At 41.3% G+C, this 21,037-nt stretch carries 22 protein-coding genes; 19 read left to right on the forward strand and 3 right to left on the reverse strand.

Annotated elements, in window-relative coordinates; genetic code table 11:
• Positions 1-13: 13 nt before the first annotated feature.
• Both JI665_RS05480 and JI665_RS05485 read right to left on the reverse strand, forming a co-directional pair.
• On the reverse strand, positions 14-610 hold the full coding sequence (locus JI665_RS05480) for a class D sortase (protein WP_206837310.1): 597 nt from the start codon (positions 608-610) through the stop codon (positions 14-16).
• Positions 607-1,791: a processed acidic surface protein gene (locus tag JI665_RS05485; RefSeq protein ID WP_206837313.1), complete on the reverse strand. Its 1,185-nt coding sequence runs from the start codon at positions 1,789-1,791 to the stop codon at positions 607-609. Before JI665_RS05485 ends, JI665_RS05480 begins: the two co-directional genes overlap by 4 nt.
• Positions 1,792-2,142: 351 nt before the next feature.
• Between JI665_RS05485 and JI665_RS28505 the strand changes: the two genes are divergently transcribed.
• From JI665_RS28505 to paaX, 13 genes are all read left to right on the forward strand, one after another.
• Entirely contained in the window at positions 2,143-3,246 is a 1,104-nt protein-coding gene (locus tag JI665_RS28505; protein ID WP_244671081.1) for a DUF2157 domain-containing protein, read from the forward strand.
• Between the two features lie 63 nt (positions 3,247-3,309).
• On the forward strand, positions 3,310-5,529 hold the full coding sequence (locus JI665_RS05490) for a hypothetical protein (RefSeq protein ID WP_244671082.1): 2,220 nt from the start codon (positions 3,310-3,312) through the stop codon (positions 5,527-5,529).
• Positions 5,530-5,726: 197 nt separating this feature from the next.
• Positions 5,727-7,034: a phenylacetate--CoA ligase family protein gene (locus JI665_RS05495; RefSeq protein ID WP_206837316.1), complete on the forward strand. Its 1,308-nt coding sequence runs from the start codon at positions 5,727-5,729 to the stop codon at positions 7,032-7,034.
• 62 nt (positions 7,035-7,096) lie between these two features.
• Complete coding sequence (gene paaA / locus JI665_RS05500; RefSeq protein WP_206837699.1) at positions 7,097-8,029, forward strand: 1,2-phenylacetyl-CoA epoxidase subunit PaaA; 933 nt, start codon at positions 7,097-7,099, stop codon at positions 8,027-8,029.
• A gap of 9 nt (positions 8,030-8,038) precedes the next feature.
• Positions 8,039-8,404, forward strand: a complete 366-nt coding sequence (gene paaB / locus JI665_RS05505) for a 1,2-phenylacetyl-CoA epoxidase subunit PaaB (RefSeq protein WP_206837319.1) — start codon at positions 8,039-8,041, stop codon at positions 8,402-8,404.
• 13 nt (positions 8,405-8,417) lie between these two features.
• On the forward strand, positions 8,418-9,218 hold the full coding sequence (gene paaC, locus JI665_RS05510; RefSeq protein WP_211202467.1) for a 1,2-phenylacetyl-CoA epoxidase subunit PaaC: 801 nt from the start codon (positions 8,418-8,420) through the stop codon (positions 9,216-9,218).
• A gap of 21 nt (positions 9,219-9,239) precedes the next feature.
• On the forward strand, positions 9,240-9,737 hold the full coding sequence (gene paaD, locus JI665_RS05515) for a 1,2-phenylacetyl-CoA epoxidase subunit PaaD (protein ID WP_206837325.1): 498 nt from the start codon (positions 9,240-9,242) through the stop codon (positions 9,735-9,737).
• Positions 9,738-9,915: 178 nt separating this feature from the next.
• Positions 9,916-10,221 carry an EthD family reductase gene (locus tag JI665_RS05520; protein WP_206837329.1) on the forward strand — a complete coding sequence of 102 codons (306 nt, stop codon included), beginning with the start codon at positions 9,916-9,918 and terminating at the stop codon, positions 10,219-10,221.
• Positions 10,218-10,997, forward strand: a complete 780-nt coding sequence (locus JI665_RS05525; RefSeq protein ID WP_206837332.1) for an enoyl-CoA hydratase-related protein — start codon at positions 10,218-10,220, stop codon at positions 10,995-10,997. The genes JI665_RS05520 and JI665_RS05525 overlap by 4 nt, the downstream gene beginning before the upstream one ends.
• An 18-nt stretch (positions 10,998-11,015) precedes the next feature.
• Complete coding sequence (locus tag JI665_RS05530) at positions 11,016-11,789, forward strand: enoyl-CoA hydratase-related protein (RefSeq protein ID WP_206837335.1); 774 nt, start codon at positions 11,016-11,018, stop codon at positions 11,787-11,789.
• A gap of 117 nt (positions 11,790-11,906) precedes the next feature.
• Complete coding sequence (locus JI665_RS05535) at positions 11,907-12,773, forward strand: 3-hydroxyacyl-CoA dehydrogenase (RefSeq protein WP_206837338.1); 867 nt, start codon at positions 11,907-11,909, stop codon at positions 12,771-12,773.
• The gene (locus JI665_RS05540) at positions 12,770-13,966 is read left to right on the forward strand and encodes an acetyl-CoA C-acyltransferase (protein ID WP_206837341.1); all 1,197 of its coding nucleotides are present in this window, start codon (positions 12,770-12,772) and stop codon (positions 13,964-13,966) included. Before JI665_RS05535 ends, JI665_RS05540 begins: the two co-directional genes overlap by 4 nt.
• 188 nt (positions 13,967-14,154) lie before the next feature.
• A complete protein-coding gene (gene paaX, locus JI665_RS05545; RefSeq protein ID WP_206837344.1) occupies positions 14,155-15,030 on the forward strand; it encodes a phenylacetic acid degradation operon negative regulatory protein PaaX in 876 nt (291 codons plus the stop codon).
• A gap of 91 nt (positions 15,031-15,121) precedes the next feature.
• Here the strand turns inward: paaX and JI665_RS05550 are convergent, their stop codons facing one another.
• Positions 15,122-15,646 carry a CBO0543 family protein gene (locus tag JI665_RS05550; protein WP_206837346.1) on the reverse strand — a complete coding sequence of 175 codons (525 nt, stop codon included), beginning with the start codon at positions 15,644-15,646 and terminating at the stop codon, positions 15,122-15,124.
• Positions 15,647-15,790: 144 nt separating this feature from the next.
• Here JI665_RS05550 and JI665_RS05555 point away from each other — a divergent pair, with 144 nt between their 5' ends.
• The 6 genes from JI665_RS05555 to JI665_RS05580 all read left to right on the forward strand — a co-directional run bounded on the left by JI665_RS05555 (position 15,791) and on the right by JI665_RS05580 (position 20,996).
• Complete coding sequence (locus JI665_RS05555) at positions 15,791-16,273, forward strand: hypothetical protein (protein ID WP_206837350.1); 483 nt, start codon at positions 15,791-15,793, stop codon at positions 16,271-16,273.
• Positions 16,257-16,757: a hypothetical protein gene (locus JI665_RS05560; protein ID WP_206837353.1), complete on the forward strand. Its 501-nt coding sequence runs from the start codon at positions 16,257-16,259 to the stop codon at positions 16,755-16,757. The genes JI665_RS05555 and JI665_RS05560 overlap by 17 nt, the downstream gene beginning before the upstream one ends.
• 144 nt (positions 16,758-16,901) lie before the next feature.
• The gene (locus JI665_RS05565) at positions 16,902-17,852 is read left to right on the forward strand and encodes an NAD(P)H-dependent flavin oxidoreductase (RefSeq protein WP_206837357.1); all 951 of its coding nucleotides are present in this window, start codon (positions 16,902-16,904) and stop codon (positions 17,850-17,852) included.
• Between the two features lie 245 nt (positions 17,853-18,097).
• Positions 18,098-19,108 carry an ABC transporter substrate-binding protein gene (locus JI665_RS05570; RefSeq protein ID WP_206837360.1) on the forward strand — a complete coding sequence of 337 codons (1,011 nt, stop codon included), beginning with the start codon at positions 18,098-18,100 and terminating at the stop codon, positions 19,106-19,108.
• 87 nt (positions 19,109-19,195) lie between these two features.
• Positions 19,196-20,227 (forward strand): ABC transporter permease, encoded by a 1,032-nt coding sequence (locus JI665_RS05575; protein ID WP_206837363.1) that lies wholly within the window; start codon positions 19,196-19,198, stop codon positions 20,225-20,227.
• A complete protein-coding gene (locus JI665_RS05580) occupies positions 20,202-20,996 on the forward strand; it encodes an ABC transporter ATP-binding protein (protein WP_206837366.1) in 795 nt (264 codons plus the stop codon). Before JI665_RS05575 ends, JI665_RS05580 begins: the two co-directional genes overlap by 26 nt.
• The last annotated feature ends 41 nt before the right edge of the window (positions 20,997-21,037 follow it).

A 21,037-nucleotide genomic window follows, 5' to 3' on the forward strand; every position in this document is an offset into this window, starting at 1 on the left:
GGTTAGCGGGTTTTTATTTTCTTACAAGATCTCCAACAAGGATATACCTCTGCGGTGCATCGCCAATAAAGTCAAAAGGATAGCAGGTTGTGACAGTAAGGGTTGCTCTTTGCTTAGGTACAATTACGGTTCTGTCGTCTGCATCGACGATTCTTATTTTACGAACTTTATAGGTGAATTCTCCAGCAGAAGTGTTCACGACAAGGAAATCGCCAATCTTTACTTCTCCAAGTTTGCGAAAGACCGTATCCCGGTGGCCGGAAAGGACTGAATTGTCTTCTTCTCCTGGAAGGACGCTGCCTGCATAATGGCCAACTCCCTTTTCTAACTCATCTTCATCCGTACCATGGAAGATTGGAAGATGGGCCGATATATTAGGTATTGATAGAACGCCCATTTCTTCTCCCTTTTTAGGACGGACAGTATATAGGCTATGCTGTTCCTTTTTTTGTTCAGTCTTTACATCTGTACTACCAGTGCTGGAGGGGTCTATATGGGCTGAAGTTTTTTGACTATGCAAATATGGCAAGAGATTTGAAGCTGCAATCCAAATTCCGCCCAAAATAAAAGTTAGTCCAATTGCTCCTTTTAATGTGAGTTTCCTTTTCACGCAGCTTTCACTTTCCGCCTGTGTAAAATGGCAAATCCTAAAAGGATCAGACCAATGCCTGCAAATACTCCTTCAATATAATTGCCTGCTGTGTTTGGCAGTTTTCCGCCTTTTACAGTTTTTGCGTGTTTGGAATCTGGTTTCACTTTAGCAGGCTCCTGTTTTTTGATTACAGTTTCCGCCTGATTCAAATCTGTCACTGTGTCTTCAATGAGCTCTGAACTGAACATCTCTGCTGTAATAATCATATCTGCCAGGAACTTGCCTTGAGTATTATAAAGTTCAATAAGCAGGTCATAGCCATTTGTCTCTTCCAAAGCCACCATTTCATCTGTTGTTAAATGGATTTTTTCGCCATCTTTTACAAGATAAAACTCGGCATCAAGCTGGAACAGATCCATCATTTCCTGCATAATGCTGATAAGTTCAGCTATTTCTGCTTCTGTTAAATCCCCGGCACTGTCAAACTCATCAAAGGCCATTAAACGGCTTTCAAGGTCCATCATTTTATCAAGCAATTCGGGATTCTCGAAATCCAATGTCATAAAATGTGCAAATAATGCTTCAAGTTCTTCATCTGTCAGATCTATATCTGCGAATATTTGGTTTATTTCGTCTTCACCAGGCAATTCATCTCCACCCAGATAAATGGAAACCATGATATCAAGGTCCTCAATATATTCATAGTTTTCAAGGGAGTCATCGTTTTCCTCAAGCAGGGAGATGAGCTCCTCTTTTGTAAGTCCATAATCATTTAATAGCTGCTGAAGTGTTTCATCGTTAATTTCAGTGCCTGTATAGGTTAAAAAAGAAACGGTAGAATCTAAAGCATCAATATATCGGAAAACATCCCGAACATCGTCAGTCGTTTCCATTTCTCCATTCTCCGCAAGCAGTGCAATTAACTCTTCCTCATTTTCAAAATCATAGTCAGCTAATAGCTGCTGCAGGTTTTCTTCAGTAATAGGCTCACCCAGATATTCAATCAATTCCTCCATTGTATCGAAATCTTCGATATTCATATCCCAAAAATATTCCAGATGGTCATTTAATCCTTCTTCAGACCAATTTGTTTCCTTCAGGAATTCAGCCACTTCATCATCGCTTGGTGCTGCAAGGCTGACAGCCGGAAACAAGCTCAACAATAGGATGGATGCAATAACAATACTTAGTCTTCTCAATGATATTTCCTCCATATAAGATAATAAATTCTAGAATAATATAATGGAAAAAATATTTTTCGGATAGAATTGTTATTTGAAAATTTATTAGATATAATATTTGGATTTTTTTGCAGCAGAAAGAGAGTGGGGAAATGCTGATTTATCAAGGGATAAAATATTAAGCTGAGAAGATTCGGTTAAAAAGAGCGTGGATAATTCCTTATTAATCCATTTTTTCCTCTAATTAAATAATTATTATATACCATACATGTGAAGTAAAAAATGCCAAATCAGGTATTGATTAATTATTTCAAAATGTGTAAAATTACACTAATCGAATCAAGCGAATATATAAATGAGGTGAATCCCTTGAACCCCGAAACAGAAAAATATCATCAAAATATATTTCAATTTGAACTCACGAAGTTGAAAGAGAAAGACTATATTTCAGCAGAACATTATGAAATCACCTTGAGCGCCCACCAACTGTACTATCAGGACCTGGAAGAGCTGAAGCAAGTGCAGGTTAAGGCAGCAAAAGCTGCAGAAGAAATCAGGCAAATGCCAGTTCAACAGGCAAAAAAACCTGCGAAAAAGAAATTATCTCTGGAAGAAGTCCGTGAAAGAAACATTTCCTGGCTGCTGAATGTTGGAGTCATCCTGCTCCTTATCGGCGGGTTATTTGTTGCCACGAGTAACTGGGATACCATGTCTAATTTTATGAAAAGTGCATCCATTGCAGTGGTTTCGCTTCTTTTCTATTGTTTTGCTTTTATTTCCGGAAAAGTATTAAAAATTGAAAGAACATCGTTTGCTTTCATAGTTCTTGGGAGTTTATTTTTGCCTATATTTATTTTGTCTATCGGCTGGTTTGAATTGCTCGGCCCTTATCTTTCCTTTTATGGGGAAGGACGCTATATACTCGGAGCGGCTGGCAGTTTACTGGTCGTTCCAGTATACAGTATATTTGCACAGAAGCTGGGTTCACGTCTTTTTGTATGGTTTGCTTATATTGCCCTGTCTGCCGGGGCTGGTTATACCCTGGCAGCATTGAAGCTTGAAAATGACAGTTTCTTTCTTGGATTCATGATTTTCAATGCTCTGCTGTCAGCAGCTTATCACCGCCTGAAAAAACAGGCTTCCCTTAAACTGTTTTCGGGAGAATTGATTTACTTTGCTCAAATCAATTTAGTGATCTCTACATTATTAATGCTTTTATTTTTTAATAGCCACGTTTTATATAGTGTGAATATTATGATAACGGCAGCTGTTTACTTATCAATGGTGTATGTAACAGGCAGGAAGGAGTTTCATTTCGTTTTCAGTTTACTGATTGTCTATGGTGCCTATCAGCTGATTGAAAATACAATTTTAAATTCGGCAGGACCTGTTTTATTTGCACTTGTAGGGATTGGTTTTCTGTTTGTTCCTAGAGTTATGGATAAGCACTATTCCTGGGATAAGGTATTTTGACTGACCAGTGCAGCGGTTTCCATACTTGCTTTTCTCTATATTTCAGTTGAAGGTATCCTGTTAATGGCCAGCGAACCCTCTGCAGCACTGCTGCTGGCTTACATTATTCTTGCCGTGCAGTTTATATATTTGGCAAATGTTATGGGAAACGGGCTATTTGCTTACCTGGCACCCGTGTTTTTAGCCTCTGCTCTATTTGAAACAGTATTAATGCTGGATAAAGCCGCCCCGTTCAATAATCTATCTTTCCCTGTTTTCTTTATTGGCTTTGTGCTTTTTATAAGTCTCGGGTATTTGCTAAAGTACCCGCTCTTAAAAGTGGTGGAATCAAGCTCACGGGATGTGGCTGTTAGTATTATGTTATTTTCAGTTGTGACTGCAGCAGGATTTCTTGATTGGCTTGCTGCTGGCTCCATGCTATTAATCTTTAGCTTTGTCATGTACCTCATGAATAAGGCTGAAAATAGGATATTTTATTTAGAAGCGATTCCCTGGGCCATCCCTTTGTCAATCGGGTTTGCCTTTATGTTTTATGGTGAACATCTGCGAAGCTGCTCAAGCTTTTATCAGAATCAGTTAGGTATGGCCATGAATACCATAATGGCAAGTATTGCCCTGCTTATACTTTATGGCGTTCTGTCTAAGAAAGGGCACAAAAATCAAGCCGGAAACGTGTTTTTAATCTCATTGGGATTTTATACAATCTCACTATTTACAGCAGCTGCTTTGTCAATCAATGAAGTCTGGATGAGACCGGCAGTATTTATTGGGGGCATTATTATGTATCTTGCCTTGTATCGATTCCATAAACAAAGCTGGATTCCGTTTGTATCTGGAGCGATTTCACTTTTTGCTTATTTTATGATCTTGATTGGTTTGCCATTTAACTTTACATTTTTTAATTGGGTGCAATTTCCGCTGGGGGCATGGATCCTGCTTTGTGCGGCTTTCTATATTTCTAATAAGGACCTTGTCCTAGCCAGAGGGTTCAGCTGGATTGGCCATATTTACATGCCGTTTGCCATGATCCTGACATTTTTTATCTATAGGGAAAATAGTATTTGGCCCTTCCTGGTCACCCTTGCGGTCTATTGGGTCAGTTTCAGGTTATCTGTTAAAGAGTGGAAGGTAAAGATATTCCTTTACAGCTCATTCTTAACTTTATTCATGGTAATCTTGACGGGAATGGATCATATATTGGAAGAGAACTTCAGTGAGTATGCCGTTCTTTTAGTCAGCTGTGCCGTATTCTTATTCTGGCTAACCGGAAAAACTCAAGATAAAATGAGAAGTGTTTACTTTCTCATACCCTGGTCTGTGATTGGGATCCTGGCATTTTTAACTTCATATCCCTTTGGTTATGTGCCGTTTTTCGTTTCTATTATCTATTCTGCAGGATTGATCGTATATTTGCATAGAACTAAACTTGATATATTGGCTGCTGTTCCATTGGTATTACTATATGCGGCAGTACTCAAATTCCTGTTCATAAACGGAATCGCTCCAGATATGAAAATTCTGGTTGTGGCTGGTTTCGGCCTGGCATCGGCAATAATCGGCAAAATGGTATATGCCAAAATTTTAATGAATAAAAACGCTGATAGCTACACTATAATCTCGCTGTTATTTTTCCTTGCCGCCTATCTTTTTCCGGCAGTTTCCCTATGGGCGGAAGTTCTCCCTGGACTCCTGATCAGCACACTTTTATTTTTACAGAGGGGCAGAATGGCATCAAAATACTTATGGCTGCCTGGATTGCTGTCGGGAGCAGTATTGCTCGAGCCTTATTATAGTTTATTAAAGAATATTGAGCTGTCTGACCTTTTCATAAGGGAGGCATACGTGCTTCCATGGATCATCCTGATTATTTTTGTCCGAAAAGTGCTGAAAGGGCAATACGCAGCACAAACAAACAAAATTCAGTGGGCAGTCCTAATAACGGTTTCCCTGCTGCTTGTACAGGATGGCCTTGCAAGCAATACGGTTTATGATGCGCTCATAGTTGGCACGCTCTCCCTGATTTCGATGCTTTCTGGAACCTTCTGGAGAATAAAATCCTACTTCTTTGTTGGCTCCGGGGTACTGCTCCTGAATGTGCTGCTACAAACAAGACCTTATTGGGGAAATCTTCCTTGGTGGGCGTATCTTTTAATTGCAGGCTCTATTCTCATTTCTGCAGCAAGCTATCATGAATGGCAGAAGCAAAAAACAGCAAAAGGCGAGAAGCCTTTAATATCTAAATGGAAAAATAGCATTATGAATAAATTAAAAGAATGGTCCTAAGAAAGTTAACCTAGCCCTCGGGCTAGGTCTTTTTATTATTTTCCAAACAAATGAGTAAATTTTCAGAAAATAAGTTGACTTTTTCCTGTTTACACGGTATCTTTGTGTTAAACATATAACACTTATTTCATCTAACGATATTTTAACGTTATATAGAATTATTATCTCAATATGATGAAAATCTGGGAGGTCATGTCTTGATTCTGCATGATATTGAAACGGAAAGCCGTGATTTTATAGAAGAATTACAGTTGAACCGGCTCAAGCAGACAGTGGAAAGAGTATTTAATCATGTGCCTTTTTATCGGAAAAAGTTTTTGGAAAGTAATTTTGCACCTGAAGTTGTTAACAGCCTGGATGATATTCAAAAGCTGCCCTTTACTGTTAAAGCAGATTTGCGGGAACATTACCCATTCGGGCTTTTTGCTGTGGATAAAAAAGAAATTGTCCGTCTGCACGCTTCTTCCGGAACGAGCGGAAAACCGACTGTAGTGGGCTACACACGAAATGACATCAAAATGTGGAGCAATCTGATAGCCAGGGCAATCTCAATCGGAGGAGGCAAACCTGGCCAGACATTGCATAATGCTTACGGATATGGTCTCTTTACAGGTGGATTGGGACTGCATTATGGCAGTGAACAGCTTGGCATGGCTACAGTACCTGTTTCCGGAGGAAATACTGACAGACAAATTATGCTGATTCAAGACTTTAAGCCAGAAGTTATTTGCGGAACTCCTTCCTACATTCTCCATTTAGCAGAGAAGATGGAAGAGAGGGGAATAGACCCGGCGGATACATCATTAAAGTTTGGGATTTTGGGTGCAGAGCCCTGGTCTGAAGAAATGAGGAAAACACTGGAAGCTAAGCTTGGGATTAAAGCATGCGATATTTATGGACTGAGTGAAGTTCTGGGACCGGGAGTAGCTATGGAATGCCATGAATCTCAGGACGGGCTGCACATTGCTGAGGATCATTTTTATGCAGAGGTCATCGATCCGATAAAAATGATACCGCTTCCATACGGGGAGGAAGGTGAGCTTGTTTTTACAAGTTTAACGAAGGAAGCTTTTCCGGTGATCCGCTACCGGACGGGTGATATCGCCTCCCTTTCTAAAGAGAAGTGTATTTGCGGGAGAACTACGATTCGCATGAGCCGTGTGAAAGGCCGTTTAGACGATATGCTTAATGTAAATGGTGTAAACGTCTTTCCATCCGAAATCGAACGGTGCATTCTTCAGATGCCTGAGCTTTCTCCCCACTACTATATCCAAGTGTATAACAAGGGAAGTTTAAAAGTTTTAGAGCTTCATGCTGAATGGAGCGAGGAGTTTTATAGAGATATGGGAGAAGCAGAGCATGTACAAAAGAAGATCAAGGAAGCAGTGAAGCAAAATTGCTTTATTAACATTGGCCTTGTTCTCCATCCGCCGAAAACGCTGCCAAGATCGGAAGGGAAAGCTGTCAGGATTGTAAATACGGCAGTGAAAAAAGCAGTAACCTGAATGAATGATTTTTTAACTCGATAGGGGTGAATCACGTGTCAGAAGCTCTTTTCTTTGAAGAGATGAAGGAAGAACAAAAATACGAGCAGTTCATGAAACGCATAAATACAGGAGAAAAAATTGAAGCGGATGATTGGATGCCGGAAGATTACAGAATAACATTAATCAAATTGATTTCGATGCATGGAATCAGTGAGATTATGGGAGCACTTCCTGAAAAGGAGTGGGTGCCAAAAGCCCCTACATTAAAACGAAAGCTGGGAATTATGGCAAAGGTGCAGGATGAGATGGGACATGGACAGCTGCTGCTTCGTGTTGCAGAGGATTTAATGAAGCCTCTCGGGAAAACCCGCGAAGATATTATGCAGGATTTATTCAGCGGAAAACTGAAATTCCACAATGTTTTTCATATGGAGGCTCCAACATGGGGGGATGCCGGGCTGATCGGCTGGCTGGTTGACGGTGCTGCTATCATTACCCAGACCAATATGCTAAATGCTTCATATGGACCCTATGCAAGAGCACTTAAAAGGATTTGCGCGGAAGAAGTTTTTCATGCCCAGCATGGTGAAGCAATCATCATGGCGCTGGCTGAAGGAACCGAGGAGCAGAAAGCGATGGTACAGGATGCGGTTAACCGCTGGTGGGAAGCGCTGTTAATGTTCTTTGGCCCCGGTGATGCCTCTACTACCGGCACTTCCAAACAGGATATAACGATAAAATACAGAATCCGGACAAAGACGAACGAAGACTTAAGGCAGGACTTTTTTACAAAGTATATTCCCCGCGTTCTCTCGCTTGGCCTCAAACTGCCGGATGAGACAATGCATTTTGACAAGGATCAGGAGCATTGGATTTATAGACAGCCTGACTGGAATAAGTTCAAGGACATTATTAAAAATAATGGTCCAAAATCTCAGGAGCGACTCGGACTCCGCCGTACAGCTTATGAGACTAACAAATGGGTGCGTGAAGCTCTCAATCCTGCAAACTAAACTGTTCAGATGGGGGGGATCCCTTTGGGAAACGAAGGATTTTATCAGGAATTCGAAGTCTTTAGTCAAAGAACCGATACCTCGCCTCTGCAATATCAATTTTCCCTGCTGGCGCCAAATCGAGAGCTTGCACTGGTCATGGCACAGGAAAATTTTATGAGGAGAGAACCGGTTGCTGATATCTGGGTCGTCAAACGCTCTGATATCCGGAAGCTGACACTGGAAGAAAAGCAATCACTTCAGCGTCTGGACAACAAAGATTACCGCACGACAAAAGGATACGGATATTTGAAGAAAAAGTGGCGCCAATACGAGCAGGAAATGCTTGATGAAAAGGAAATTCTGTCATGGGGAGGGATGAAGAAAGGTGACTGAGCCAGTTAGTAAAATGCCAATCGATGCCAGGATTAAGCCGGCACTGACATCATTATTATATCAGCTTGCTGACGATGACTTCATACTTGCCTACCGGGGTTCAGAGTGGCTTGGCCTGGCACCTCATATAGAGGAGGATGTCGCCTTTTCATCCATCAGCCAGGATACCATGGGCCATGCGGCCATGTTTTATCAGCTGCTGGAGGATCTCGGAGAAGGCAATGTAGACAGACTTGCACATGCAAGAGGAGCTTCTGAAAGGAAAAATGCTGTCCTTTTGGAGGTGGTCAATGGACCAGGTCATTACTTGTCTTCAGCACAATATGACTGGGCATTCGCTGTAGTAAGAAATTATTTTTATATCCAAGCGAAAAAAATCAGATTGGACTCACTTAAAAATTCTTCCTATCGGCCTTTAGCCGAGGTGGCATTAAAGGTTAATATGGAGCTGTATTATCATCTCCTTCACTGGAAAACATGGTTTATCCAGCTGATGCAGGCTGGCGGGGAAGCCAGAACGAGGATGGAAGCAGCCACTGGGAAGGTTTTAGCTGATTTTGAAGGAGTCCTAACATTGGGAGCGCTGGCAAAAGATATGGCGGAACATGGTCTCATTGATAAGGAAGAAATATTAAAGCAGCGCTGGCTGCTTAACATGAAGCCTGTTTTTGAATCTATCAATCTGGCAGTCTCAGAAGCAGACCTTGCAATGAAAAATGGAAATGGCCGCATAGGAGAGCATACTGCCGACCTTGAGGCGGCTTTAACCACTTTGAGCGAGGTGTATAACATAAATCCAGCTGCAAGCTGGTAAGTTTTTTTAAGGGTGATGTAAATGGAGCAGGATCAAATGTTGATAAAAACCGCGTTAGAAGCGCTTCATAATGTTAAAGACCCTGAAATAGATACCATTTCTATTGTTGATTTAGGAATGCTGGAGCAAATTGAGGTGGAGGGCAATTCAGTATTGGTTAAACTCCTGCCTACTTTTATGGGATGCCCGGCACTGGATATCATTCGAAAAAACGTTGAAACCGAGATAGGCAAGGCAGGGATTTTTGAAAAAATAGATGTCCAGTTTATCTATCATCCGCCCTGGACGTCTGACCGGGTAACAGAAACAGGAAGGATAAAGCTAAAAGAATTTGGGATTGCGCCGCCTCCAAAATTAATAAGTGAAACAGGCGAATGGCATGTGGATTGTCCTTTTTGCGGGTCCACATATACGACGATGGAAAACCTTTTTGGCCCTACAGCCTGCCGCAGTATTTTATACTGCAAATCCTGCAAAAACCCCTTTGAAGCTATGAAGCCTGTATCAACGATGATGTAGCTATAAGGACTGTTATGAAAGCAGGTCAAATTTTTGTCTAATGCTATTTTTAAGATGCTTGTAAACTGTTAATCCTTCAATGATAAATTCCTGGAGACAGCACAAATAACATATGAATCCGGCTCCAGGAATACTATTAAATGAATCAAATCCACTAAACATGAAAGGAAGATGGCAAATGGTAAAATTAATCGCTCTTTATAAGCACCCTGAAAATAAGGAGGCATTTGATGACCATTATTTTAATACGCACGCGCCGCTTACAGCCAAAATTCCGGGTCTCCGCAAAATGGAGGTTACAAAAATTGTCGGCAGCCCTATGGGGGGCGAAGGGAAGTACTATTTGATGTGCGAAATGTACTACGACAGCCATGAAGCTTTACAGGAGGCTATGAGAACAGATGAAGGCAAGGCATCAGGAAAAGACGCCATGAAATTTGCAGGTGATATTATCAGTCTTATGATTGGTGAGGAAGCAAAATGAGTAAAAGCTATGAAGCTATTGAAGTTTCACAGCTTGGGAAGCTTGGTTTAATTGCATTAAACCGGCCAAAAGTCTTAAATGCAATCAACCGCCCTATGGTTTCAGAGATTCTGGATGCGATGGAAGGGTTTGAGGCTGACAGCAGCATAAAGGCTATCGTATTAAGCGGCAATGGCAGAGCCTTTGCAGCCGGAGCAGATATTGATGAGATGGCAAACGACCAGGCAATAGATTTTGAGCTTCGCAATCAATTTAAGGATTGGGATCGCCTTGCCATGATCAAGAAACCGATTATCGGGGCGGTTCATGGTTTTGCCCTTGGCGGGGGCTTTGAGCTTGCTTTATGCTGTGATTTGCTTTATGCCGCTGATAACGCGGAATTTGGCTTTCCTGAGGTAAACCTGGGAGTAATGCCAGGTGCAGGCGGAACGCAGAGGCTTACTAAGCTTGTCGGAAAAACGAAAGCAATGGAATGGCTTTTTACCGGTAAAAGAATCACCGCCAAAGAAGCGCTTCAACATGGCATCGTAAACCAGCTTATATCAGAGGAGCTTCTTTTGGAAGAAACGATGAAGGCGGCTGAACAAATTGCCAATCAGGCGCCAATTGCCATACGCCTCATAAAGGAAGCAGTTCTTAAAGCTGTAGATACTTCTTTAAATGAGGGAATGGAATTTGAACGGAAGAATTTTTATTTATTATTTTCGACAGAAGATCAAAAAGAAGGAATGAATTCCTTTATTGAAAAACGCAAGCCGCAATTCAAAGGAAAGTAGAGGAGGTGTACATAGCAAATGTTTGAAACGGTGAAATATGAGGTCGCAAACGGTGTTGCTTGGATTTCATTAAACCGGCCGGATAAACTGAATGCATTCACAGAACAGCTTAATAAAGAGGTTCAGCAGTCCATAAAACAGGCAAGCCGGGATAAAGAAGTCAGATGCCTTGTTATCACAGGCGAAGGACGTGCATTTTGCTCTGGCCAGGACCTTCAGGGTGTAAATGAGGATATGGATCATGGCGAGGTACTCCGCCGGTTCTATAATCCAATGATAATGGAGCTTCATAAATGTAAAAAACCGGTTATCGCTGCAGTCAATGGGGTGGCAGCAGGGGCAGGCATGAGTCTCGCATTAGCATGCGATTTCAGGCTTCTTTCTGATAAAGCCAGCTTTTTAGAAGCTTTTATCCATGTTGGGCTGGTGCCTGATGCCGGGAATCTCTACTTTCTGCCAAAACTGATCGGTCATGCGAAAGCCATGGAGCTTGCAGTGCTCGGTGAAAAGGTTAATGCACAGGAAGCCAAAGAGCTTGGCCTGGCTACCAGGGTAATTCCTATGGAGAAATGGAAGGATGAAATAACAGCTTTTGCAGAAAGGCTGGCCGGCATGCCGACAGCGGCCATTGCGATAATTAAGAAGAACCTGAAAGCGAGCTGGGAATCCACTTTAGAAGAATGTTTGGAGAGAGATGCACAGGGTCAGCGGCTGGCCGGCCTTACTCTTGACCATAAAGAGGGTGTAGCCGCATTTATGCAAAAGCGAAAGCCTGTGTTTCAAGGGAAATAGACTTTACTGGATGAAAGGACTTAGAATCCATTAAATTCTTTGCCCGTTTTTATGTTCTTCTTGCGAGCATCTCGTTTTGGGTGCTCGTCTTTTTTAAACTGAAAGGAGGATTACACCATGAAAAATATTGTCGTAATCGGTTCAGGCGTAATGGGGCGGGGGATTGCGTATGTCAGTGCAGTAGGGGGATTTCACACCACCCTTGTAGACATCAGCCAAGAACAATTAATCCGTGCGGAAAAAGAGATTGATAGCATCTTTGAAAAAGGACTCATCAGGAATAAAATAACAGCAGTTGATATGGAAGCAGGCAAAAATCGTCTTACCTATTCTGTAAGTCTTGCTCAGCATGTAAGTGCAGCTGATCTTGTTATTGAGGCTGTCCCTGAAGTGATGGATATTAAGAAGAATATTTTTGAGGTGATTGATCAGCACGCACCTGAGCACTGCTGTTTTGCAACAAACACCTCTACCATGAGTCCAACCGAAATTGGATCATTTACAAAACGTCCGGACAAAGTGATTGCCATGCATTTCTTTAATCCCGTCCCCAAAATGCCACTTGTTGAAATTATTAAAGGGCTTGAAACAAGCGAAGAAACATCACAGTCAATTAAACGTGCTGCTGAGTTAATGGGGAAAGAAACAGTAGTCATTAATGAATTTCCAGGCTTCGTAACAAGCAGGATCAGTGCGCTCGTTGGAAATGAGGCATTTTATATGCTTCAGGAAGGTCTTGGCTCACCTGAAGAAATTGATAAGGCAATTAAGCTTGGGCTAAATTATCCGATGGGGCCATTCGAACTTGGCGACCTTGTCGGCCTTGATACGCGCCTGAATAATTTAAAATACCTTTACAGCAAGCTGGGTGAAAAATATCGGCCGGCACCGCTCCTTGAACAATATGTTAAAGCAGGAAGGCTAGGGCGCAAAACGGGCAGGGGTGTTTATGATTACACTGCCAGAGAGGAAGTTAAGCAATGAGAAAAGCAGTAATTGTGGATGCTGTCAGGACACCGATAGGAAGATATAAAGGTGTGTTAAAGGATATTCGCCCGGATGATTTAGGAGCCATCGTCATAAAGGCTCTGCTTGATAGAAACCCGATCGTGAATCCAGCAGAAATAGAAGAGGTCATACTGGGAAATGCCAATCAGGCAGGAGAAGATAATCGCAATGTGGCCAGGATGGCAGCTTTGCTTGCCGGATTGCCTGTCGAAGTGTCTGCTTCAACTGTTAACCGGCTTTGCGGGTCTGGTTTAGATGCTGTTAATTATGCTGCACGGGCCATTTTAGCCGGAGAAGGAGATATTTTTATTGCAGGCGGAACGGAGAGCATGACACGTGCCCCATTTGTAATGGCAAAGCCAAGCAGCGAGTTTCCAAGAGGGAATATGGAGATGTATGACACAACCATTGGATGGAGATTTACAAACAGCAGGCTTGAGAAAATGTACGGTGCTGAAAGCATGCCCAAGACAGCAGAAAATGTTGCAGAAAAATATGGCATATCGCGTGAAGAACAGGATCTATTTGCTTTTGAAAGCCAGAAGAGAGCAAAAGCAGCTATTGAAAAAGGCAAATTCGACGATGAAATCATTCCAGTTACATACATGGATAAAAAAGGGGATGAAATAACCATTTCACGTGATGAGCATCCCCGTCCGGAAACTACTTTTGAAAAGCTCGCAAGCTTAAAACCGATTTTTCAAGGCGGAACTGTAACGGCGGGCAATGCTTCAGGGGTTAACGACGGTGCGTCTGTATTGCTGATGATGTCAGAGGAAAAAGCGAGTGAACTTGGATTACAGCCCCTTGGAACTTATATTGTATCGGCAACAGCAGGGCTTGAGCCTTCTATTATGGGGGCAGGTCCTGTTTATTCCACCCAGAAAGCTTTGAAGAGGGCTGGTCTTATGATGACTGATATAGACTTAATCGAGTTAAATGAAGCTTTTGCTTCACAATCCATTGCCTGCATAAAAGAACTTGGCGCCGATTCGGAGCGGGTAAATGTAAATGGCGGAGCGATAGCATTGGGCCATCCGCTTGGAGCGAGCGGTGCCCGTATTCTGACGACTTTATTGCATGAAATGAAGCGCAGGAATTCAAAATACGGCCTGGCAACGATGTGTGTGGGAGTTGGCCAGGGGATTTCTACAATTGTTGAGCGCTGACCATAGAGCTTTTTCACTCTATGGTTTTTAGGGTTTATAAGGACTTTGGCGTGATGTATGAAGGCAGAGACAGTTAAATTATTTAGTATGCCGAAAAAGTATTGTTCAAAACTATCTACTTTTAGTACAATTGTATATAACGAATTTTTTCCGTTCAACCCACAAGATGAAATGAGGATGAAAGCAAGTTGAATACAAGGTCAATGATTTTCACACTTTATGGCGATTATATTTCACATTATGGAAGCAAAATTTGGATTGGAAGCCTTATAAAGCTTTTAAGCGAATTTGGTCATAATGATCAGTCTGTAAGAGCAGCGATTTCAAGAATGAATAAGCAGGGATGGGTGAGCGCAGAAAAGATCGGCAATAAAAGCTATTACTCCTTAACGCCTAGAGGGCAGAAAAGAATTGAGGAAGCGGCTAAGCGAATTTTTAAATTAAAACCTGAAGAGTGGGATGGCAAGTGGCGCATACTCATGTATACTATTCCGGAGGAAATCCGCAATGTGCGGGATGAATTGCGGAAGGAACTTGTTTGGAGCGGTTTTGGCTCCATGTCCAGCAGCTGCTGGATCTCTGCTAATAATCTTGAGAAACAAGTATTTGATTTGATTGAGAAATATGAAATTGCCGACTATGTTGATTTCTTTATTGCCAGGTATGCAGGACCGCATAAGAATATCGAAATAGTTGAAAAAAGCTGGAACCTGACAGAGATAAATGATAGATACCAGGAATTTATCTCAGAATACAGCCAGAAATATATCATCGATAAAAATAAAATCCAGAAGGGGAATATGACTGATGCAGAATGTTTTGTGGAAAGAACAAAGCTTGTGCATGAATACCGGAAATTCCTCTTTGTGGATCCGGGGCTCCCAGAAGAACTTCTTCCAGATAAATGGCTGGGCAGCCATGCTGCTGCTTTATTCAGTGAATATTATAAAGAACTGGCAGAACCGGCATCAAGATTTTTTGAAAGTGTTTTTAAGGAAGGAAATGAACTTAAAAACAGAGATGCCGATTATGACGCATTAAATCATCCCTATATGGTGGAATAAGAAAGAGCCATCTTGCAGACGAGCAGGATGGCTCAATTTCTATTTTTATCAGTATATCTATTAAATCCTGCCGCAGTATCAATATAAAGATCTAACGTAAAAGATCTATCGGCATCTCAAACGTTTTCCATAAAAATAAAATCCAAAGGAACCCGATTCCCAATGCTGCCAGCGGCCGTTTATGATGAATTCTAAGAATAATAAACATGAAAAGATTAAAAAAGAACGACCATTGGATTGACCAGCCATTTGAATGCTCAATGAGGTCCAAATAGTAAAGATTGATAAATTCAATGGTGGTATATAGAAACACCCATAGTAGAATCCATCCTGCCTGCTTAAAGAATCCAGACGGATAGCGGCCGATGAAGATTAGAATTGTTACCGGATATACGATGGCCATAATCATGAGATTAATGACAGGGTGCCCAATAAGAATATTCTCAGCAAATATAGTCTTTTTATATTGCCACATTGGGTAATTGCGAAGAAGAAAGTTTTTTAACAAATCTCCTCCAATTAAAAAAAGGATGGTTGGGTAGTATACACGCCAGTTTCTCCAATCCCCCCATTTCAATCCCGCCAATAAAAAGAGCAAATTATAAAATAAGTGCATCAAATCCCTCTTTCAATACGAATCACAAAAATAAAACATCGCATTAATGAATAAATATATCATTCCTTAACAATATTACTTTTATGATTCTTTTCTTCATGAGAGCTTATTAATCCCGATAATCCATCAAAATAAGGTGATTTTATGGTTCTGCCTGCAGCACTTGTAATTGCATTTTATACACTAAGTTTCTTTTTCTTTATAGAAAAAAAGCTTTCCTTTTTGCAAAACTCTCTGGTTCTTATGCTAATTTCAATTGCAGCCCGAAACTACACAACCATACTTGCTCTTCAATTAAATTGGATTCATATTACAGAAGATTCTATTTTATTTATTGTGTTCTTGATTCATCGTGAAATTATTGGACCCTTTCTAGTTCTTATGTTTATAAATATTTATTGGAAAACTCAATCTCGCATAAAAAGGATAACTTTATTCGCCATATTCTTAATCTGTCTTCTTGGTATGGATCTTTTCAGCTTCACATCCGGAGTAATTACCTTTTTAGACTGGAATTTAATTAAAGCAGGCATAGGAAATTCGGCTTTTTTGATTGCCGGGCTCGGATTGTCCAGGGGGATAATGTATCTAAAGCAGGAGCCTACTAATTATGGAAAAGATATATGAAAGAGCTTTTGACGCAAATGAATGGTTTGTATTAGCAAATTTACTGCTATCCCTAATTCTTATATGGAAACTGCCCAAAAAACTATCTGGCTTGGAAACGGCAGTTCATCTCACCATCGGCGTATTTATAGGGATGTTCTTCGATCATACCATTAGTATCAGGCCGTGGGATTTTTATGATGTAAATGATACATCGAATTATCAAATCATTGATCTTGTGAGCTATATTATGTACGGGCCATACAGTTACTTTTTTATATATTTATATGTGAAATTAAATCTAAAAGGATATATGAATATCCTGTATGTCACCATCTGGTCTATTGTTGCTGTATTGATTGAATGGTTCTCTGTTAAGCTCGGCATATTTCATTATGAAAAGGGCTATCAGATGGCCTGGTCATTTCCTATTTATGCATTTGTTCAAACACTGCAAATCATGTTTTATAAAATTTCACTAAAAATGGAAAAGGGGACTGAATAGAGGCCTGTCTGCAAAACGGCGATGTGAATGAAAGGGTATTCTACCTGATGCATTGATTGCATCCTTCGATGTTTAGTATATGTGTTCCTAATTGTCAAACTATTAAAATTAGTATAACATTATTTTAACGGAGGAGGAATTTGATTGAATATATTAACGGACATTTTAAATATCAAATATCCAATTATTCAGGGCGGCATGGGGAATATTAGCAATGCCATTTTAACAGCGGCAGTTTCGGAAGCTGGAGGGCTGGGCACCATCGGAGCAGGAACAATGCCTCCTGAGGAAGTTGAGAAGATAATTGAGGAAACAAGAAGTTTAACAAATAAGCCATTTGCTGTTAACGTTGCATTAAGTGTCTCACCTTATGTAAAGGAAATCCTGTCCCTGGTAATTAAACATAAGGTTCCAGCAGTTTCCCTTTCGGCCGGAAACCCGGCTCCCTTTATCCCTAAGCTGCATGAAAATGGTGTGAAGGTCATAACCGTAGCAGCTTCGGTCAGACAGGCGCTGAAAGCAGAGGCAGCCGGTGCGGATATTATTGCAGCTGAAGGGTATGAGGCAGCAGGAATCAATAGTTCACTTGAAACTACTACACTCGTATTGATCCCTCAGATTACAGGCGAGGTTTCAGTTCCAGTCGTGGCTGCCGGGGGAATCGGTGATGGCAAAGGGCTTGCTGCCATGCTTGCACTGGGGGCAAGCGGTGTGCAAATGGGCACTAGATTCATAGCTACCAAGGAGGCACCATTCCACCCGCAGTATAAACAGAAAATTATTCAAGCATCCGATTATGAAACCGTTATTGTAGGGCGTTCAGTTGGCAGAATACGAAGACTGCTTTCCACAGGTTATGCCAAAAAATTGCTGGACTATGAAAAACATGGCATCAGTCTTGATGAGTTTAATAAACTCACTTCAGAAGACTATCATAAAATTGGAGCGATAAATGGGAACGGTGATGAAGGGTTTATGAACAGCGGACAGATAGCTGGCCTGATTGCTGATCTTCCAAGCGTAAAGGAGCTTTTGGATAATATGATAGAAGATGCTAACCTTCAGCTTCATAAGGCTAAAAAACTTTTACACTAGCAAGCAGGCAGTTTTATTCCTGCTTGCTTTTTTATGGAAATATATTTAATTTTTAGAATATTATTGACACTTCAGCGTTCCGGGTGGTAATATAACGTTGTATTTACGATATTAAAAGTAAATATCATATAAATGGTGAAAAACCATTTTGTGTACTATTTCCACCTTAAGATGTAAGCGTATACATAATAGGTTTAAACTACCAGGAAGCTGATAGTTAATAAATTTGAATAGGGGGTCATATAATGAAAAAATCGTTTAAAGCTCTTTCCTTAATTATGGCTGCAGGGCTGCTTGTTTTGAGCGGCTGCGGACAGGAAAAATCCAGCGGGTCTTCTTCAGAAGGTGATGAGAAGAAACAGTACACAATTGGCATCACACAATTTGTTGAACATCCATCCTTAGATGCTGCGACAGAGGGTTTTAAAAAAGCATTGGAGGATGAAGGCTTTAAAGAAGGCGATAATGTAAAATTCGATTTCCAAAATGCTCAGGCTGATATGAATAATACCCAGTCGATTGCAAATAATTTTGTCGGCGATAAAGTGGATATGATTTTTGCAAATGCTACTCCGAGTGCCGTGAGTGCTCTAAATGCGACGAAGGACATTCCAATTCTATTCACATCTGTTACAGACCCTGTTGGAGCCGGCCTTGTCGAATCCTTTGATCAGCCCGGAGACAATATCACAGGTACTACTGATAACCACCCGGAGGGAACTTCAAAAACAATTGATTTTATGATTGATGAAGCTGGAGTTGAAAATATTGGCATCATTTACAATTCTGGAGAGCAAAATTCCGAGGTACAGGTTAAACAGGTAAAAGAGCTTGCTGAACCAAAAGGAGCAAAAATTGTTGAAGCATCTGTTTCAACCTCTGCTGAAGTTAAGCAGGCGGCCGACTCTCTTGTTGGAAGGGTAGATGCCATTTATATCCCTACAGATAACACAGTTGTGTCTGCGCTTGAATCGGTTATTTCTGTTGCTGACAGCAAAAAGATTCCTTTATTCGTGGGTGAACTGGATTCCATGAAACGCGGTGCTATAGCAGCCAGCGGATTCAGCTATTTTGATCTTGGCTATCAAACAGGCAAAATGGCAGCTGAGATCTTAAAAGGAAATAAAAAGCCATCTGAAATTCCGGTTGAGCTTCCTGGAAGCCTCAAACTGGTTATCAATAAAAAAGCAGCTGACGCACAAGGACTGGAAGTAAAAGAAGAATGGGCAGAATTCGCTGAGTTCCATGAAGAATAAAGAATATCCGCCGGCTGGAAGCACAATATCCTGCCGGCTGCTTTATCAACTTAGCTATAAAGAATTAAATAAAGGGTGTGATTCTTAGTGTTTACAGCCATATTCGGTGCGTTCGAGTCAGGGATTATTTACGCAATTATGGCACTTGGAGTTTATTTATCGTTCAGGGTCCTGGACTTTCCTGACTTAACGGTAGATGGAAGTTTTGTGACTGGAGCGGCGGTAGCCGCAACCATGATTGTCAGCGGTGCGAATCCTTTTCTGGCTACGATCACTGCCTTATTTGCAGGTTTTATTGCCGGCTGCCTTACTGGTATTATTCATACTTTCGGAAAAATCAATGCGCTGTTATCAGGAATCCTTATGATGATTGCTCTGTATTCAATAAACCTTCGTATAATGGGTAAATCGAATGTTCCGCTCTTGAACACAGAAACTGCTATTACACATGTCAGGGATTTTTGGGATAAAACAGGAATTGATTCTTTTTTCAATAGTATATTAACCATGGCGGGACTTGGCGGCAGCCTCCCGAGAACATGGGGCATTATCCTATTTATGTTAGTTGTAACACTGGCAATAAAGTTCTTGACAGATCGGTTTCTTCAGACGGAGATTGGTTTAGCTTTAAGGGCTACAGGTGACAACAAGAGGATGATCCGCAGTCTTTCTGCCAACACCAACATGATGGTGATTTTGGGGCTTGGCCTTTCCAATGCAATGGTTGCTTTCTCCGGAGCATTGATTGCCCAGCAAGGAGGATTCGCCGATGTTGGCATGGGTATCGGAATGATTATCATCGGTTTGGCTTCAGTCATCATCGGTGAAGCGTTATTTGGCACAAAATCCATTGCCAGAACTACTCTGGCGGTTATTGGCGGAGCGATTATCTACCGCTTCGTAGTGACCATGGCGCTGAGAGTGGAGTTCCTGGAACCTGGTGATATGAAGCTGATTACAGCAACTATTGTCATCCTTGCTTTAATAATGCCGAAGATTATTGACCGCACAAAGGAGAAGAAACGGAAAGCCAAAAGACTGGCAGGAAGCATGAACATAAGTGAATTGCCATCAGGCGGAAAGGGTGAGACTGATGCTGCAATTAAATCAGATTCATAAAGTCTTCAATGAAGGTACTCCAGATGAAAAGATTGCACTGGATACGATCAATCTCACATTGAATGAGGGGGACTTTGTCACCGTAATCGGAAGTAATGGGGCAGGGAAGTCCACTTTAATGAATATAATTTCCGGTGTCATGATCCCTGATGTTGGTTCCGTTTATATTGATGGCCAAAATGTCACGGGCATGTCTGAATATAAGCGGGCAAAACTCATAGGCCGGGTTTTTCAGGATCCGATGGCTGGTACGGCTCCATCCATGACAATTGAAGAAAATCTCGCGATGGCATATTCAAGGAATAAAACAAGAACATTAAGAAAAGGAGTTACGAAAAAGCGCAAAGACTATTTTCGTGAAGTTCTTGAAACTCTCCATCTTGGCCTTGAAAACCGCCTAAATGCAAAAGTTGGTTTATTATCAGGAGGAGAACGGCAGGCACTTTCATTATTAATGGCTACCTTCACGGAGCCATCCATTCTTTTGCTCGATGAACATACCGCTGCTCTTGATCCGGCTCGCGCAGAGCTTATAACGAATCTGACAAAAGAAATTGTTAAAAAGTACAACTTAACTACTTTAATGGTCACTCATAATATGCAGCAGGCGCTGGATTTAGGAAATAGGCTGATTATGATGGATAAAGGCCAGATTATTCTTGAAGTAGATGATGGACAGAAACAGCATTTAACAATTGAGCAGCTTCTGAACGAGTTTCAGCGGATTCGCGGAACAAAAATGGCAAGTGATCGTGCTCTGCTTTCTTAGAACAATAAAAAGGATTAGCCAAATTTGCTGGTTAATCCTTT

The sequence above is a fragment of the Bacillus sp. NTK034 genome (assembly GCF_017303275.1).
In the GTDB taxonomy this organism is placed as follows: domain Bacteria; phylum Bacillota; class Bacilli; order Bacillales; family Cytobacillaceae; genus Cytobacillus.